Below are 17236 nucleotides of genomic sequence, written 5' to 3' on the forward strand. Positions count from 1 at the left end.
CCTAATGTAGAAAGCTGCTTTTATTTATATGTTTCAAAAAATAGTTGCAGTTCCTTTAACTGCGCTTTTTTATTGCTTTACCCCCACTTCTCCATGATATTCTGAAAGAAACAGACGATAACGGAGGCGGCAAGATGCAACATTATGATCTGACCTATCTAGAAATTATAATTCGTTTAGTTATGGCTATTATTATGGGCGGCGCGATTGGTTTTGAGCGTGAATACAAGAGCAGACCTGCAGGAATGCGAACCCATATTTTGGTTTGTGTTGGAGCGACTTTATTAGCACTGATTCAAGAACAAATTACCTCGCAAACGGTTGACTTTGCGCAGGCTCAACCTAAATTGATACAAATTCTCACTGCTGATCAAACCCGAATTATTGCCCAGATTGTTAGTGGTATTGGTTTTTTAGGTGCGGGTACGATTATCATGACAAAACAGACGGTCAAAGGATTAACCACCGCTGCCTCTGTCTGGGCTGTTGCTGCAGTCGGCATTGCTTTAGGATCAGGACTTTATGTCATCGCAATAACTGGATTTATTGCGATAATATTAGCTTTGGCAGTTATTTCATATTTGGTTCCCTTGCCAAGAATTCGTCGTTTACAAGTTGAAGTTGAACACGGTGAAGAAATGATTACTTATATTCAAGATTTTTTAAAGGAACGACAAGTTTCAATCGAAAATCTAGATTTAAAAATCACTCGCGAAACTGTTGAAACTAAACGGAAGTATTTAATCATGTTCACCTTAACCGTTCCCAAAAACATCGATGAAGAGAAGCTGATCCTTGAGCTTTCCAATAATGACGATATCCTGATGATTCAAATTATTGAATAATAACAAATACTAAAAGTGAGCATAATAGAACCTATATCCCTATTCGATTATTTAATACATCCAAGCTAATCGAAGATAGGACTTTTACTGAACAAGGAGTGGCGAGATGAATTACTGGTTAGTTTTTGAAAAAATGATTGTAACGATTGTCTTACTCTTATTTTACAACCGTCTATCCGGACTAAGAAAGTTAGCACCGATGACCACTTTTGATACCATTGGTAACTTAGTAATCGGTGCAATTTCTGGAACGACCTTGTTAAATGAACGCGTTAAACCTAAAGATATTTTCGTCTTCGTCTTGATATGGTTGGGAATTCTATTATCAATTCGGTATTTAAAAGGAACGCACCGCGTACTTAGAAATCTGATTGATGGACAACCAATCTTCTTAATGAGAGATGGCCATCTATATCCTGAAATGTTTCGTAAAGTTAATACCGATAGCAAGGCCATTGAATCATTACTGCGCAACAAAGGTGTCACCGGAATCCACACACTAGATGAAATTATTATCGAGCCCAATGGTCAAATTAGTTATACAACATCGAAGAAGGATGATTTTTCACAAATTTTAATTGATTGTGGACAAATCCGTGCCTACGCTTTAAAAATTATTAATCAAGATGAACAATGGCTTCGCCAAACCCTGGCTGCCCATGGCTATTCAGATATAGATTCACTATTCTGTGTCGAATACGCCAATGATACCTTTTGGATTTATGCTGACTCAACTGACGACGCCGGTGTAACTTATACGAAAATCAAGATTAATCACTAGAAGGGTAGGCTAATTCATTTTGTGGTGTAAAATATTGCACAACTTGGGTATTGATTGCTTGTGCAGCTGCATTACCTAAAAACCACATGCTCATCATTTGTGATTTAAAAGCCTGTGGCGCCAACTTAGAAATTACCGATAAACTAATTGGTGACATCAGTAATTCACCAATTTCCATAATTCCCCAACTCAACACTAACCATAGAAAAGTAACGCGGGTATGCGTGCCATGCAGCCAAACCGGTAACATCATGACCATAAAGGCGACGCCCGTAAAAATTAAACTCCAAGAAAATTTAGCTGCGGCCGTGGGTTGTTTTTTGCCTAACTGTGTCCACAAAAGCGCAAATAATGGCGAATAAATGATAATAAAAAGTAGATTTAGCGATTGAAATTGACCACTTTGAAAGTGAAAGCCAGCAATATTAAGTCGTACCTGATTTTGCGCAAAGAGCGTTAAAACAACTGTTGCCTGTTCCAATACCATACAAAAGACAATTTCAGCAATAAAAACATAGTTATAGGCATGCAAATGACGTTTTTCTGTGGCTGTAACCTTAGAACTACGAAACATAATGCCAAAATAAACAATTGGTAAGATGACACCGATGATCGTAATCGTATTAACAATGCCATTGCCCGTCAAAATGTGGAAAGCATTGAGAATGAGTAGAATCCCCGCTAGGATACCGATTCCCAGAATTACTTCCACGAGTAATTTTTGACGTTGTTGTGGGGTCAATGGATCGGTAGGCAGTTTACTCAATGCTGGTAATTTTTGATAATTGTGGACGTAAACGATTAATCCTAGCGCCATTCCTAAGGCAGCCAATGAAAAACCGGCATGATAATTGTAAGCTTGTCCAATATAAGACACTAAAAATGGTGCCAATAAAGAACCTAGATTGATCCCCATCACGAAGATGCTATATCCTGAATCACGACGCGAATCACCAGGTGCGTATAACGAACCGACTGTTTCAGACACGTTGGTCTTTAATAAGCCGTCCCTAAAGTAATCAAGGCAATGGAAGCAAACAAAGCCCCCATGCCAATTGGCATTGCTAGCAGAATATGTCCTAACATAATTAAGATTCCACCATACAAAATTGCCTTAGCCGTACCGTTCTCACTACTTAATTTGCCTTCCAACTTAAATCCTCCTAATAAATAAAAAATACCTTTTTGGCTCTGGCCGTAAACAACGGTCAAATCCAAAAAGGTATTGTAAAAGTCTAGGAATAATAATTTCAGCCGAGATTAGACTTAACCTAATAGATTTGATAAACATATCTATTAGGGTGCACGCCAATAAGGCCAGCTAATAGACACGAACGTTGTCTGCATGGCGTCCGTATCTTAATATTGCTACGGACGCTTGCTAAAATAGCTAAGCCAATAATAACTATTCAATTGTGGTTGACGAAATCATTAACATGTGCGTGACCTCCAATGAATATTTCCAATTATACAATGTAAAAAATGAGAAAATAAGCCTATTTTTTAATTTTCTAAAAAAGGCTTTAATCATTTTTAAAACTCAAAAAAATACTTTTTTATTCGCGAAGTATCATTCATGCTTTTCTTTGAAATTCTTATTGATCCTTACAAGCCAAACTATAAATCAACTTCACGCTTCACCGAAAAGCCATAATGCGGCATATCTAGTCCGTAATAATGCTTAATTTTACGACCGCGAACCAGCATGCCGTTACGGATGGCAACATTCATTGAGGCATAATTAGTATCGCGAATAATTGACCAAACTTCGTTAAGCGCTAATTGCTCAAATGCATAATGTTTACAGGCCTCTGCTGCTTCAATGGCATAACCTTGATGCCAATATTGTTTTTGAAATAAATAGCCCACTTCAACAACTGGTTCAAAGAACTCTTGCCGAGTTAAACCACACTGACCGATCATTTCATTGGTTTCTTTTAATACGACAGCCCAGAGACCAAAACCATCTTCGTTGTAGCGACGCAGCTGATTATTTAGCCAGGTACGAACTTCTTCATCCGAAAAAGAATGGGCATAAGCATACATCACCTCTGGATCTTGCAACATTTTGCAAAGATCAGTGTCATCATCAAGTGTCATTTCTCGTAAAATCAAACGCGGTGTCTCAAGAATTTTCAATTATGGTCCTCCTAGATTACGTAAATAATGCGACTGTTGTTTAAAAGTAACTAACGACGGTTTTTATTTCGCATAACCATACAAATTAACTTGACCAGAAATATACTCGCCTAAATAAATATCACTAATCTTGCTGAAACCTTGGGCGTTAGCTTGCTGTTCTAACCAAGCTTCATCATGATGAATTAATTCCAGAACATCAAAATTAGCCTGTCCGTCGACAATAATCGGATATTTAATATTCTCATCGCCAAACTCGATTAAAGTTAATTGGCCGTTTTGTTCAAGAATCGCACGCTTAACATTTTGAATTTCATAAATACCATTAGCCCGCAGTTTAAACATTAATTCGTTGGCAGAAATACCACTTTTTAAACATTCACTAACATCTAAGCGTCCATCTTGAATTAAAGTTACTGGTTGCCCATCAACGATCACTTTAACATAGCGATTATGTTCCTTAGCAAATTTCAAAATTAAAACCAGCAACGTCCAGATAATTAAAACTAAAATGAACTGTAAAACAGTAATAGAATCATTGTAAATGACACCGCCAATAATACCACCCAAAACATAATTCTGGACCTGATCCATGGCTGATGATGGTGCTAAGTTACCTTTGCCCATGATATTAATTTGGGCAATCAAACAAATAATGCCTAATGCAAATTTGATAATAATTGGACTGTAAAACTGCATGTGGTCCCTCCTATTTATTGACGGTAATTTGATCATTCATCAGGTGTGCGCGATTTAGTGTATAAGAACTTTGATCTTGGCTTAAATTCACCTTATAATAATCATCTTTAATTTTAACAATGACACCATCTGCTAGCTGTGTGGCATTCACCAAAACTTCTTTGTTGTTAATCTGTTTATCTGCAGCAACATTGCGGACAAAATTTACCATTTGCGATGATTGGGAATGTTGAGCCTGATTGGATCGATAATCCGAATACTGCACGCCCAAAGCAAATAATAAAAGCAATAAAAAAATAATACTCAAGTCACGATACTTGGTTTGAATCCGATGTCGTAAATACAAACTAAAAAATATAACTAAGACAATCAATGAACCAAAAATCATAAAGTACTTCAAATAATCCGTAATATTCGACTGTGCTTCTAAATAATGAATACCATAAAAAGTCATGACAGCCCTCCAAAAAATCTGATTAGTCTTAAAGTTATTATACTATATGTCAAAAAACGTCCCTAAAGATGCACCTAGAATATAAAAAAGCCGCCAACATTTAAGTATTGGCGGTACTAAAAATAACACTATAATTTAACAGAACCACTCATGATTAACCCCTAATCTAAAAATTATAGGGCAACTTCATCAATCCGTAATTATTTTAGTCATTATAGCTAACACATAATGATACTACAATTCATTAATACTGTTTTTATACTTATTTTGAGCTAGAGCAAAATTACCAATAGTTGCAGAACCGTTGTTTGCAATAGCGGGAACTGTTAAATAATCCGTCAATATTGGTGTTGGAACATAATTATTTAGCAACGCATCAAATTCAGTTCGGACTTGATTTAAAAAGGACTCATTAGCAACGCCACCACCAAAAATTATTTTATTTGGTCGTAGTGTCAGTGTTGTTTGAACTGCAGCCTGAGCAGTATAATATGCCATAATTTGCCAAATAGGATCCGTTGCTGGAACATCTCGGCCGTTTTTACCCGTACGTGCTTCAAAGGTAGGACCTGCGACCAAACCTTCTAAACAGTCATTGTGAAAAGGACAAATTCCTTTAAATGACATATCATCCGGATGACGTTTAACAAATACATGTCCCATTTCTGGATGTCCTAAGGTGCCTACAAAATTTCCATTATCAATTACTCCTGCACCTACACCAGTACCAATAGTGTAATATACCAGACTCTTAAGTGGCTTTCCTTGTTGATTAGCGTAAACAAATTCACCGTATGCTGAACCATTGACATCCGTTGTCCAAGCAATTGGAACATTCAATGTACGACGTATGATACCTACAAAGTCAGTATCTTGCCACGCTAATTTTGGCGTATTCGTAATATAGCCATACTTTTCATTATTTGGACGAATTTCAATTGGTCCAAATGATGCTATCCCAATTGCGGCCAAATCAAAATTATTAAAGTAAGCAATTACTCTTTTTAAAGTCTCCTCTGGTGTTGTTGTGGGAAACTGAACTTGATTTTGAGTTTGAAAGTCCTCATTACCAACAGCGCAAACAAATTTAGTCCCACCTGCTTCAATTGATCCATATAACATCACAGTCACTCCGTTATTGATTATTATTTTTCTGTTTTCTTCTTTGCCTTGTACTTGGAATTCCCATTTTTATTCTATACTTTGCAACTGTACGACGAGCAACATCAAAACCATGTTCACAAAGTTGACCTGCTAGATCTTCATCGGTTAATGGCGATGTTTTTGATTCTTTTGTTACCAAATCCTTAATCGTTAGCATTAGTTCTTCAACGGATTTGTTCCCTTTACCATTACTGTAGCGGGCAAATAACGCCTTCAAGGGAATCACGCCGACGGGGGTTTCCATATAGACTCCGTGAATAGCTCTACTAACGGTTGATTCATTAATATGAAGCTCATGTGCAACTTCATTAAGTAACAGTGGTCGTGGAAATTCACTGTAACCACGTAAGTAATCAGCCTGATGATGTATTAATTGTTTTGATATTAATACCAAAGTAGCTTGTCGCTGTTCAAGTGCTGCTTTAACGGATAAAAAATTATCTTTTTTCAGGCGCAGATATTCTTGAATATCTTTTTCTTGATGTTTTTGAAATTGTTTAAAACTTTCAGCAGCAAATAATAATTCAGGTTTCCCATACCGTGTTAGCGTTAAACTGATTTTATCGTGTTTAACTTTCATTACTAATTCAGGAATAACGTAGTTAACCTGGCTTTTGCCAAATAATTCTCCAGGTGTTGCATAAAATGATCTGATTAACCTTAAAGAGGAATCAACTTCATTCTTAGTTAACTTCAATAGCTCTTGAAGCTCATCAGTATGATGTTCAAGCAATTGAGAAAAACTATCCTTAATTATCTTTTCAGCTAATGCTGCATATTTACTGTTACTTTCACTAGCTTGTATCAACAAGCATTCTTGTAAAGTTGAAGCACCAACACCCGGTGGATCTAATTGCTGAAGTAACTTTCGTGCTTTTTGTGCATCAGTCTCCGAAATATGTTGTTCGTTCATCATAACTTCATTACTAATAGTTAAATAGCCAGTAGGTTCGAGCTGAGTAATTAAATATCGAACTACTTTTTTAATATTTATCGACCAAGTCATAAAAGTAATTTGTTCAAGTAAATAATCATACAAATTATTTTCACATCTATTTGCATAATCAAAATACTGAGGCATTCCAATTGAATGGGGCGTAAGGTGATCGAATGCTGTCCGCACTTCCATGAATGGATTTTCTAAGCTTTGCGTCTTTAAGTAATGAATTAAGTCAGGAGTATCCAGCTGTAACATCATAATTGACTGCCGCATAGTTTGTGACAATTTTAGTTTTTGCTGTTGTTTTTGCGAAAAGCCTAACTGTTGATGTTCCATTGATTTTCTCCTCCTTAATTACATTATCTTGGTAATCTCTCTTTACGATTTGGTAATGGCTCACTAATACCAATTGGTGACATTGTATACCAATATGCCACACTGGCAACATCATCTTGACGTTCAAATAACTTAACATCATCGTTTCCAATTTGTTGTAAAGTAACTGTCAATTCTTTATCAAAAACAATCGGATCTTGCAAGTGCCATCGATATAAGCCATGTCTAGGTAACCCATCATCACCGAAGGCATGTACTGCATTCAACTTACCCGTTTCAAAACGATCTCGAGTCGCATCGCGATTTGATTGGAATGGATATCCTAAGAATGGTGTACAGTAATTTTTTGCTCGGGGGCGTCCGTAATCATCATATTCATGGAATGCCCAAGCACCACCAAAATAGTCCTCAGTTCCGGTCGAAGTTATAGTTGGAAAGTCAGAATCGCCATCAAAATAAAATTTAAACTCACCTTCGCCCCACCAATATCTCTCTAAACAGGTTAAGGCCAGATAAGTACCAATATAATAACCCGGGCCTTGGACATTATCTAGTAATTTGTAATCTTTCTGATAAGTCGTGATTCTTTCTCGACGCCACTGAGCGTGGAAATACATTATATTCTCCGGTAAATTATCTTCCAAAGCATAGTTAACAGTATAAAAAAAGGATGTCAAATCTTTTAGATGTTGATTTTCTATCGTGATTCGAGCATGTTTTCTAAAAGGCATCTCGAAATAAGAATTGAATCCTCCTGTCGGATTGACAACTATTGGTAGTGAATTAACGTCACAACGTTCACCAAAACCATTACAAAAGAAATCACCAAGCGGTGACTCTACTGCAGGTTTTTCTTCATTATCCCAATAAATTCTGAGAACTAAATCTCTCAAAATAAAACTACCAAATTCTGTCGTATCTCGAACGGTCATCCAAAGATGTTGAATTATTCCCGATCCATTTATATCTGCTAGCGTTGTCTCAACTCCCATTTTTAAAGGGATTGCCGCACGCCCTTTTCTCGATTCTCCTAATTCACTATTTAGCATAGCGGCTTTTCCTTTTTCACCAGTTGGATTCTCTGGTGTAATTGCCCTTGTATCCTGTTTGTGGTATTGCGTGATATCACTTAATAATCCCATTATTTATTTTCCTTTCATAGCTGATTACTTTTCCAACTGCTAATTTCTTTTTTTGTCCTTGGCAAAATAAAGTAATATTTTGAACACCTACGTTTACCACTTCAATACTCGATGGCGTTACAGTCAAACTTATCCTATCTGATCCTATCGGAATATTCTCCCAAGAAAAACAATCAATCGTTGGATGAACAGAAATCATATTATTTTTTCGTGAAACGCCTAATAATTGAGTAATCATAAGGGAAATAAACATTCCTGAAGCCCAGCCACATTTCCCACAGCCAAGATTTCGTACAACTTCTTTTCTACTTGGATTTAATGGATATGGCCACCACCACCATGAGCCGTCTAAATCAGTTAAATTAACCAGCTTGTTCAGTTGAGCGTTAAGCTGACCATCATCGGAATGACCCATCATAATACTTATAAATCCAGGAAATGTTGCACCTGATTCTTCTCCCCATGAAATTCCATCAATTTTGGAAACATAAGTTGGGTTATGAACACTGCCGGTAAATTTCATAGTTGCACGATACACAGAATTATCTAATTTTACAAAGTTATAAATGGGGGCGAGTGTTGTATCTGATTCTTCCCCATCATGCATCATCAAATCTATCTGATGATTATGAATCATATAGTTTAAAAAGATTAGTCCTTGATCCTGTATTGGCTTTTCGTATTGTAAAGTAGAGCTGGCATGATAATCCCCATGGATATTTCGTCCTTCAAGCCACTGTTTGCCAAATTTTCCTGAAACAGTTAAAAAATTATCAATTTCATTTTTTATATTTTTAGAAATTGTTTGGAAATACTCGACTTCTGAATATCTACCAAGTGATGTTAAGATTGGGAGTAAACCATTTATTGCGCTCCATAAGCAAATATTTGATCCTGTGTGAAAGTCTCCCAACGCATATGCATCGCTAACCCAATCAGAATGACAAAGTGCATGATCCTGATTAGGACGTTTGGACAATATTAATCTCACTAATGAAACCATATGATCAACTAGCTCTGAATGCGCTCTAAAAAAATTTAGATCATCATTATATTGAAAGTAAAGACCAGATAATAATGCAGCTGACAACGTATTACCAATTGAATGCATTACACCACCGTGAAACTTACTGCCAACTTGTTTAACACCAAAAGTATCGAACCAAAGGATTGATTTTTGACATAATTCCTTGTCCATCCATACAGTAGGTAAACATGCATAATACATATCTTTATTCCATATGCGCGATGTTGCAGGAAAGCTGCCCCAATTACTGCCAACTATTTTTCCACTGGCATCCATTGCTAATGAAAGAAGCGACTGATACGCAGCACGACGAACCATATGAGTTAATTCGGTTTGCTTCATTTTTAAATTCGTAAAGAAATTACTGTAATACATATAAGTTTGCTTCAACCACACGATATCATCATTTTGCTTGAAAAGTATTAAATCATTTGTACAAGATGGATCTACTAACGCTAAAGACAACACGCCAGATTCACCAGGTTGAAGTGTTAAGGTTGATTTCTTCAAAATAATATTTATATTCTGTTGATCAGAATATTTAGACCGAAATAACGGTGGTTCATTTAACGCCACGTGAAGTACATTTGCCGATATATTTTTAACGAAGAAAGGAACGATACACATACTTAATCTAGTATTATCTTCAAGAATTGGACAGAACGGTAACTCAGTTACAGATAACTCATGATAATAATGTTGTATTCTAGTCATAACATCATTAACAACATCAATATCTCTATCGTGATCAGCTTTCGCCAACAGGTAAACTCTGCCATTCACATTTAAAGAGAACGTAATATCTTTAGTTTGTCTTATCCCTTTATTAACCCATACACCGGGCTTTTCTTCTGTACGCCAATTTCCTTGATAGAAGGTCAAACATTCAATAGAACCATTCGGTCTAAAATTGGCCAAAGATTTTTGATTACCTACATCAAAAAATAAATCATTTTCAGTTAAATCTTGGGCATAATAGCTGGAAGTATTTAACGTATAGGATTCACCATTTTTAACGCCTATATGACTAAAAGGCGCAATCTGCGCCTTCAGCATTTTTTCAATAAATTTCATATTACGCGATTCCAAGCAATGATAACAAAATACCAACGACAACAATTCCAAAAATCATTGTGATAACGCCAACTTTTTTCTCAAGTAATTTAGCACAGCCCAATGTAACAAGCATTGGTACCAATCCCTTAAAAATTGTATCCAACACAGATTGAACATTCATAATCTCTTTACCGCCCATGGTTAAATGTAACTTAGACTTGAAGATCACCATGCTGACAGTCATAGCCCCAACCATAATTAAGCCTAAGATACTTGCTGCCTTGGTTAATACTTCGATTAAACCGTTGGCATATAATTTTTGAATATATTTTGATCCTAATGAATATCCAAGAATACCACCATAATAGCGCGTTAAGTAATTAGGAATATTAAACATTAATAAGAATAGAATTGGTGCGAGGAAGCTGCCCTGTTTAGCCATCGTAATGGCAATTCCTGCACAAACGACACGCCAAACACCCCAAAATAGAGAATCACCTATTCCTGCCAGCGGACCCATCAAACTTGTTTTAATCGCATTAATACTATCCACATCAAAATCAGGATTTTGCGAATTTTCTTTTTCCATAGAAGCAGCTATTCCCATAACAAACGAAGAAAATGGAATTGTTGTTGAAAAATACTGAGTATGTCGCTCAAGTGCTTCAGCGCGCTCTTTTTTATCTTTGTAAAAATGATTAATAAATGGCAGCATTGAATATGCAAATCCACCACCACCCATAGTTACTGGGTTGACAGAAGCGTACATTGACCCAGAACGCCAAAACATTTTACGAATTAATTTTTTTTCGTCTTTATTGATGTTTTCCCCAATTTTCATTCGAAGAAATCCTCCTCTTCTTGCTCCTCTAAAGTAACGTTGTTCGTTGTAGATGTAAGTGGTGTTGATTCTTTTAACTTTTTAAACTGTAAATCATTTTGTGCAACAATAATGGCAATAATAGCGCCGATTACTGCAATAGCAATTAGTGGCAATTTAAAGTAGGCCATCATAACAATGCCAAGGAAGAAATAAACAGATAGATCACTACGCCACAACATTCTCAGTAACATCGCCATACCTACTGCTGGTAAAAGATTTCCGGCAACTGTTAAACCATTCATAATGACATCAGGAATACTATTTAGAACACTCTTTACGACATCAGAACCAAATAAAACTGCAAAAAATGGAATCAAGGCATAAATACCATAATGAACAAACCACATCGTAAAGTGAAGACGAGTAATCTTTTTGCCATCCCCCTCTTTTGCATATTTAAAGAACTTCGAAGCCCATGGACCACACACAAATGAGAAAATCATATTCATTAACTGTAATCCCAACACTGCTAATGGGAAAACAATAGGTACAATAGCACCAATATTGCCACCCATTTTAATACTAAAAGCAGTTGCTAAGCCAGCTGCTAATGCAGGTTCGGCAGAGCTAGAAATTCCAATGTTGACAACGCCCATAAAAATTGCTTCGAGTGAGGCGCCAACCTTTAAACCGGTCGCAAAATCTCCCATTAATAAGCCAGCTAGTGGTGCAACAACAATGGGGCGACTAAACATTGCCATACCAAATAATTCATGAAAAGCTACACCTACGAATACCGCAATAGCGACTACAAATGCATCATACATTTCGATTCATCTCCTTATTTAATTAATATCCTTAAGAACTGCGCTAGCCATCTTTTTTTCCATTACTGGGGTACCTTGGAAAAAGGTATCGGGATATAACTCTACCAATTCATGCAAATATTTAATTTCTTCGTCTGTTAATAATGTTTCTTTGGTAATTAAATGTTTCTTTTCGTCCGTATGACTCATCTTTCCAGCATTACCCACATTCACCATTTCAAACTCGTTTGGAAAGGCTTTTGCAAGTTTCACTGCATCCTTTACTGTGGGTGTAATGACCATTAGATTCATATTTGCAGCTTTAGGATTTTGCAAAAGTTTAATTGCCCCATCAACTGTTTTAATAATGGTATGAATATCGGAAGGTGCTGCCATTTTCAAAGTCATCTTTTGAATTTCATTGGAAGCTGCCGCGTCATCTGCAACCACTAACCCATTTAGATGTAATGTTTTGGTCCAAGTCATGGCAACTTGTCCATGGATCAAGCGCTCATCAATTCTTAATGATTTAATCATGTTCATTCTCCTTATCGTGGGTCTCAAAAAAATCTAATTCTTCATCATGTTCTTCTATCAATGGATTTTGAATTTCGACAAGTTTCATACCATCTCTAGCTTGTAAAATCTGTGATTCAATGTCACTTTTACTAATTGGATCGGGTAATAACGCAATTGATAAAACAAGAGGTGCGTTAAAGCCACTAATAATATTAATTGGATAATGGCAAGTTGCTGCTTTCTCGGTAATATATTGATTAACACTGCCACCATACAAATCAGTAAAAATAATTGTTTCATCAGTTTTACTTAAGCTATCAATAAATAAATCAACTTCTTTTTTTATATCATGACCTTCTACATAACCACTGGCTGTTGTAATATTAGTCGTATCTCCCGCAATAATATTCAATGTGCTGAGCATTCCCTCAGCAAGCCGTCCATGAGACGCAATAAGTATTTTTTTCAAATTATTTCCTCCTCGTCAATATATAAGCATATAACGTGCCAAACTAAAAAAAGCCTGTGTTATCGTATTTATTAACACTATAAAAATAGTGTCTAGAAAGAAAAAATCATTTCTAGACACTATCACATTATGATTCTTCGATAAATGGCTGTAGTATTTCAAATAGTAAGGAAATCTCATAGCTATTAACTTTAAAATGATACTTCATCTCCATCGGTTGAAAAATACTATTAGAGACAATAAAAAAGTCCTCTTCCTTTTTACCATGTATTTTAATCTCATCTTCAGAAGATTCATTTCTAGACAAAAAAAGACGTTCCATCATTAATGCAATATGCATATATAAATTTAACTTTACCGTTCCAGTTAAAGATAGCTTAAAAATTGTTTCGTACTTCGAGACAACCGTCTCAACCTCATTGATTACTAACTGGGGGTTTAAAAAATTGAGGCGATCAGCAACTCCCTCAATTGAAAAGAATCTAACTAATTCACTTATCAATGAATTAAACTGTCCTGGGCTTAGCTCATCCTTTAACGTATCTGCGAGGTGATTAGTGCCCTTAGGATCAAGAATGTCATAGATATTAATATATGGAATATTAAACGGTCTTGGGAGCGCAGAAGTTGTAATGACTAATTTAGTTTTAGCAAAATAATCATTGTCGTTTTGTTTAATTAATTCTCGTAAAGAACGATAATCTTTTGTGTAGATGTCGATTTGATTACCTAAATACTCCTGAAAAATCTCTTTTAACTTTTCTGAAATTCCTAGTCCTGACATACAAGATATAATAATATTGGATTTTTTTGCAAAACCGTCAAAATATTGGACATTAATGCGATAGTTCTTTTCAGTATCACTTGCGATTTTTTCAAATGCAGTACTAGATTGCATTTTTATGCCAATATCTAACGCAATTGAAGTTGTCAAATTATTAACAATCAGTAGTTCACCCTGTAAATCATTCTTAATTTGGGAATACAGCTGATTCAAAGAACCCATATCAACAATTAGAACTAGGTTTTCCGCATGAACCTGAGCATCTATATATTGACGAGTTAAATCAACAGTCTCTTTAACATCACTATCAATTGGCATATCAATAGCCTCAAAAATATAGTTGCCACAAAGCTGATTTACAACAGCGCCTATACTACTTGCTGTTCTTTCACCATGTGCGATTAAAAGACCTTTGACAGGCATTTTTTCTTGTACATATCCTGCAAGTACAACTGTTACTACTGAAGAAATAAAGTTTGTTTGCTCTATCGTTAATCCATCTAAACTAGCTACGAATTTCTGTGCAAGGTAAGCACTGCGCGGAAATTCAACGCCCAGCTGATGCTTTGCTTCAGCTGCCTTATTAGAAATCTGAAAATTCGTTACTACCAAATTACCTATTGCTTCTCCCATAGTGTCAACTTTGACTATGCCATAACGTTTACTAATTAACATCTTCCATTTTGCAGCAGTAATCTTTTGAATAAATAGTTGTGTTTGCGTTAGTTGTTGTGTCGACTGTAGAGCCACCAATAATTTTTGTGTTAAGGAACTCATTCTACTTAATGATGATTCGTTACAATAATGATTGATTAAATTTCTTGCTAGTTGATTAGTATTACTGCTAACTACTTTTATATCTTCGTTGCAATTAGGGTCAACAAGTAGATCCGGCAACTGTTGATCATAATTCTTATTACTAACATCGAGATCATTAGAAATTTGAATTTCATTTACTTGTAATATTGGTTCATCTTTCAAACTAAAAGATCGTGCACATGCAAGTTTGATTACACTTTTAACCTTGCCAACGTTGCCACGATCATCACAATTAGCGAGTAGTGCTAATGCCGAACCTTTTACACTTATGTTTCTTTTTAATCGATGTGCCTCATTTAAAAAGAACAACCTAATCAACTCTAATCTTTCATTAATAGGCCGGTTAGCAAATGTTGGTAAAACAATTTTCACATCAATTCTTCGTAAAAAGGTCTCTAAGAAATATTTATTAATATTTTCCGTTGTTGCAAATATTAACCTCACATTTGCCTGCGACCATTCATTATTTTCGCCAATCGGTCGATAACGTCCGGAATCCATAAATAAAAATAATTTTTCTTGATTTTCACTTGATAAGCGATGAACTTCATCTAAAAACAAAAAACCATGATTAGCAGCAGCAAGCAACCCTTTCTTATCTCGCTCAGCACCAGTAAATGCACCACGTTTATATCCAAATAGAGTAGATGATAATAATTCTGGATTGTCGGCATAATCAGCACAATTTAATGTTATGAATGGTGCATCATCTTCAATATTTCCATTTTGCATCGCATAATCAGCTATTTTTTTTGCCAGAAAACTTTTTCCAGAACCGGAAGCCCCCTGAATTAACAGGCTGAGACCATTAGGTGGATAATTAACAGCAGAAATACATTGCTCTATAGCATTTCTTAGACTACCATCTGAACCAATAATATCTGAAAAAGTTCCAAAATTAGTAGCATAACTTTTATTCGAACTTATCATCCAAAGTACAGGACGAGTATTTTGTTTTTGAACGAGTTGTTTTTTTAATAGTTCATTCAAATAATGGCTAACATTTTGTCGTGAAATTTTTAAATCCTCAGCAAGTTGTTGTGCAGTTACTGTCTTTCCATCATTACAAAGTTTTTTAAGTCTTTCGAGAACACGCTCCTGGGCATTCATTGGTTCTCAACTCCTATTCTGCTAATTCATAGTGAATGTTATCATAAAGTTTTCAATCTGTCTAATACCGTCACAGTACTGTTTTTAGACACAGAATAATAGTGTCTAAATAACAAGCAAAGAAAATTATCTCCCTAATTGTTAATAAAAGGATCTAAAACAAATATTTATATTAATAATTTCGGTTTATTTTCAACTAATAAATTCTGAACATTTATGCTTTATTATCACCTAAAAATCAGTTACTTTCTTTCAATATTTATTTTTAATATGCTCATTTCATATACCGTTATTTAACTAGTGAATAGAATCTTATTATTGTTTTACAATATATAATTATCGTATTACGATAACAATGAGCACACATGATACGAACTAGGAGGGTCAAAAGTTATGTTAGTTAATCAATCAAAGATGTCCAATTTTTTCATTAATCTTTCTCTTTTACTAGTGAGAATTGGTGAAATTTTACTTGGAGTAGCAATCGTCCTAGATCCATTAATCTTCGCAACCTTAATTAGAGCCAGGTTATTAAACAATTCAAATGGTAAATATTTAAGCTTCATGCCTATTGGTCCTCAAAACTCTATTAATTCTGTTGGAATAATTAAATCAACGATTCCCAGAAACATACCAGTTTGGTTACTTTTTAGTATTACGGTAATAAGCATCATCGTGTTGATGGGGTATCTTCTAATCTTTAATTTCTTAATTAAAATATTGAAAAATATAAGGTCGGAAGAATACTTTATTGCTGCTAACATTCACTCCTTCAGCCACATCATTCATCTTGGTATTGTTCAAATCATTTTATATGCCGTGTCGTTTTTTATTACTTATATCGGTTATCATCAGATTGGCGAAACCCAACCGCTACAATTTAATTTTTCTAGCTTTATTATCTTTATTTTGTTAATTGTATCTTGGGTGTTTTACATCGTTCTTAAGCATGGTGTAGCCCTACAAGAAGATAATGACAGCATGATATAAAAAGGAGTAAGTATGATTGTTATTAAGCTAGATCACATGCTATTAGATCGTAAAATGACTTCAGCTCAACTTGCAAAAGCAATTGACATCACACCAGCTAATCTCTCCATTTTAAAAACGGGAAAAGCCCGTGGGATAAGATTTAATACACTTGAAAAGATTTGCCAAGTTTTGCAATGTCAGCCTGGAGATATTTTGAAGTATGAAGAGATTTCAGAATAGTCTATTAGAAACACTTAGCGTATACAAATAATTAGTTAGAAAAAGAATGAATATCTAGGAACTGAAGTTATAATTTGATACAGATATATAAAAGCACTTTCGAAAAAAGTA

At 35.3% G+C, this 17236-nt stretch carries 18 protein-coding genes; 4 read left to right on the forward strand and 14 right to left on the reverse strand.

Annotated features, from left to right (window positions below; all coding sequences use genetic code 11):
• Window positions 1–134: 134 nt before the first annotated feature.
• A complete protein-coding gene (locus tag FC84_RS06560) occupies window positions 135–845 on the forward strand; it encodes an MgtC/SapB family protein (protein WP_057757039.1) in 711 nt (236 codons plus the stop codon).
• A gap of 106 nt (window positions 846–951) precedes the next feature.
• On the forward strand, window positions 952–1626 hold the full coding sequence (locus FC84_RS06565; protein WP_057757040.1) for a DUF421 domain-containing protein: 675 nt from the start codon (window positions 952–954) through the stop codon (window positions 1624–1626).
• Here the strand turns inward: FC84_RS06565 and FC84_RS06570 are convergent.
• The 14 genes from FC84_RS06570 to FC84_RS06630 all read right to left on the reverse strand — a co-directional run bounded on the left by FC84_RS06570 (window position 1616) and on the right by FC84_RS06630 (window position 15913).
• The gene (locus FC84_RS06570) at window positions 1616–2614 is read right to left on the reverse strand and encodes a peptide MFS transporter (RefSeq protein ID WP_057757042.1); all 999 of its coding nucleotides are present in this window, start codon (window positions 2612–2614) and stop codon (window positions 1616–1618) included. The genes FC84_RS06565 and FC84_RS06570 overlap by 11 nt on opposite strands.
• Before the next feature lie 8 nt (window positions 2615–2622).
• Complete coding sequence (locus FC84_RS08990; RefSeq protein WP_157051858.1) at window positions 2623–2778, reverse strand: hypothetical protein; 156 nt, start codon at window positions 2776–2778, stop codon at window positions 2623–2625.
• 465 nt (window positions 2779–3243) lie between these two features.
• Entirely contained in the window at window positions 3244–3759 is a 516-nt protein-coding gene (locus tag FC84_RS06575; RefSeq protein ID WP_201780885.1) for a GNAT family N-acetyltransferase, read from the reverse strand.
• Window positions 3760–3828: 69 nt separating this feature from the next.
• Window positions 3829–4464 (reverse strand): DUF421 domain-containing protein, encoded by a 636-nt coding sequence (locus tag FC84_RS06580; RefSeq protein WP_057757044.1) that lies wholly within the window; start codon window positions 4462–4464, stop codon window positions 3829–3831.
• Between the two features lie 10 nt (window positions 4465–4474).
• The gene (locus tag FC84_RS06585) at window positions 4475–4918 is read right to left on the reverse strand and encodes a DUF3290 domain-containing protein (protein ID WP_057757046.1); all 444 of its coding nucleotides are present in this window, start codon (window positions 4916–4918) and stop codon (window positions 4475–4477) included.
• A gap of 234 nt (window positions 4919–5152) precedes the next feature.
• The gene (gene scrK, locus FC84_RS06590; RefSeq protein WP_057757048.1) at window positions 5153–6040 is read right to left on the reverse strand and encodes a fructokinase ScrK; all 888 of its coding nucleotides are present in this window, start codon (window positions 6038–6040) and stop codon (window positions 5153–5155) included.
• Between the two features lie 13 nt (window positions 6041–6053).
• Window positions 6054–7358: an RNA polymerase factor sigma-54 gene (gene rpoN, locus FC84_RS06595; protein WP_057757050.1), complete on the reverse strand. Its 1305-nt coding sequence runs from the start codon at window positions 7356–7358 to the stop codon at window positions 6054–6056.
• A 23-nt stretch (window positions 7359–7381) separates the two neighbouring features.
• Entirely contained in the window at window positions 7382–8500 is a 1119-nt protein-coding gene (locus tag FC84_RS06600; protein WP_057757052.1) for a glycoside hydrolase family 172 protein, read from the reverse strand.
• A complete protein-coding gene (locus FC84_RS06605; RefSeq protein ID WP_057757054.1) occupies window positions 8484–10601 on the reverse strand; it encodes a hypothetical protein in 2118 nt (705 codons plus the stop codon). Before FC84_RS06605 ends, FC84_RS06600 begins: the two co-directional genes overlap by 17 nt.
• Window position 10602: 1 nt before the next feature.
• Window positions 10603–11424, reverse strand: a complete 822-nt coding sequence (locus tag FC84_RS06610; RefSeq protein WP_057757056.1) for a PTS system mannose/fructose/sorbose family transporter subunit IID — start codon at window positions 11422–11424, stop codon at window positions 10603–10605.
• Complete coding sequence (locus FC84_RS06615; protein WP_057757059.1) at window positions 11421–12233, reverse strand: PTS mannose/fructose/sorbose/N-acetylgalactosamine transporter subunit IIC; 813 nt, start codon at window positions 12231–12233, stop codon at window positions 11421–11423. The genes FC84_RS06610 and FC84_RS06615 overlap by 4 nt, the downstream gene beginning before the upstream one ends.
• 18 nt (window positions 12234–12251) lie before the next feature.
• The gene (locus FC84_RS06620) at window positions 12252–12749 is read right to left on the reverse strand and encodes a PTS sugar transporter subunit IIB (protein ID WP_057757062.1); all 498 of its coding nucleotides are present in this window, start codon (window positions 12747–12749) and stop codon (window positions 12252–12254) included.
• Complete coding sequence (locus tag FC84_RS06625; protein ID WP_057757063.1) at window positions 12742–13200, reverse strand: PTS sugar transporter subunit IIA; 459 nt, start codon at window positions 13198–13200, stop codon at window positions 12742–12744. Before FC84_RS06625 ends, FC84_RS06620 begins: the two co-directional genes overlap by 8 nt.
• Window positions 13201–13327: 127 nt before the next feature.
• A complete protein-coding gene (locus FC84_RS06630; protein WP_057757065.1) occupies window positions 13328–15913 on the reverse strand; it encodes a sigma 54-interacting transcriptional regulator in 2586 nt (861 codons plus the stop codon).
• Between the two features lie 393 nt (window positions 15914–16306).
• Here FC84_RS06630 and FC84_RS06635 point away from each other — a divergent pair, with 393 nt between their 5' ends.
• Together FC84_RS06635 and FC84_RS06640 are read left to right on the forward strand one after the other, a co-directional pair.
• Complete coding sequence (locus FC84_RS06635) at window positions 16307–16903, forward strand: DUF2975 domain-containing protein (RefSeq protein ID WP_057757067.1); 597 nt, start codon at window positions 16307–16309, stop codon at window positions 16901–16903.
• Between the two features lie 12 nt (window positions 16904–16915).
• Window positions 16916–17125, forward strand: a complete 210-nt coding sequence (locus tag FC84_RS06640) for a helix-turn-helix domain-containing protein (protein WP_057757069.1) — start codon at window positions 16916–16918, stop codon at window positions 17123–17125.
• Window positions 17126–17236 lie beyond the last annotated feature (111 nt).

The organism is Lapidilactobacillus dextrinicus DSM 20335, from assembly GCF_001436095.1.
Lineage (GTDB): Bacteria > Bacillota > Bacilli > Lactobacillales > Lactobacillaceae > Lapidilactobacillus > Lapidilactobacillus dextrinicus.

Bases quoted from the DNA above. Each gene is read 5' to 3' on its own strand.
- FC84_RS06560 (WP_057757039.1), top strand. From the start codon at position 135: ATGCAACATTATGATCTGACCTATCTAGAAATTATAATTCGTTTAGTT.
- FC84_RS06565 (WP_057757040.1), top strand. From the start codon at position 952: ATGAATTACTGGTTAGTTTTTGAAAAAATGATTGTAACGATTGTCTTA.
- FC84_RS06580 (WP_057757044.1), bottom strand. From the start codon at position 4,464: ATGCAGTTTTACAGTCCAATTATTATCAAATTTGCATTAGGCATTATT.
- FC84_RS06585 (WP_057757046.1), bottom strand. From the start codon at position 4,918: ATGACTTTTTATGGTATTCATTATTTAGAAGCACAGTCGAATATTACG.
- scrK (WP_057757048.1), bottom strand. From the start codon at position 6,040: ATGTTATATGGATCAATTGAAGCAGGTGGGACTAAATTTGTTTGCGCT.
- rpoN (WP_057757050.1), bottom strand. From the start codon at position 7,358: ATGGAACATCAACAGTTAGGCTTTTCGCAAAAACAACAGCAAAAACTA.
- FC84_RS06600 (WP_057757052.1), bottom strand. From the start codon at position 8,500: ATGGGATTATTAAGTGATATCACGCAATACCACAAACAGGATACAAGG.
- FC84_RS06605 (WP_057757054.1), bottom strand. From the start codon at position 10,601: ATGAAATTTATTGAAAAAATGCTGAAGGCGCAGATTGCGCCTTTTAGT.
- FC84_RS06610 (WP_057757056.1), bottom strand. From the start codon at position 11,424: ATGAAAATTGGGGAAAACATCAATAAAGACGAAAAAAAATTAATTCGT.
- FC84_RS06615 (WP_057757059.1), bottom strand. From the start codon at position 12,233: ATGTATGATGCATTTGTAGTCGCTATTGCGGTATTCGTAGGTGTAGCT.
- FC84_RS06620 (WP_057757062.1), bottom strand. From the start codon at position 12,749: ATGATTAAATCATTAAGAATTGATGAGCGCTTGATCCATGGACAAGTT.
- FC84_RS06630 (WP_057757065.1), bottom strand. From the start codon at position 15,913: ATGAATGCCCAGGAGCGTGTTCTCGAAAGACTTAAAAAACTTTGTAAT.
- FC84_RS06635 (WP_057757067.1), top strand. From the start codon at position 16,307: ATGTTAGTTAATCAATCAAAGATGTCCAATTTTTTCATTAATCTTTCT.
- FC84_RS06640 (WP_057757069.1), top strand. From the start codon at position 16,916: ATGATTGTTATTAAGCTAGATCACATGCTATTAGATCGTAAAATGACT.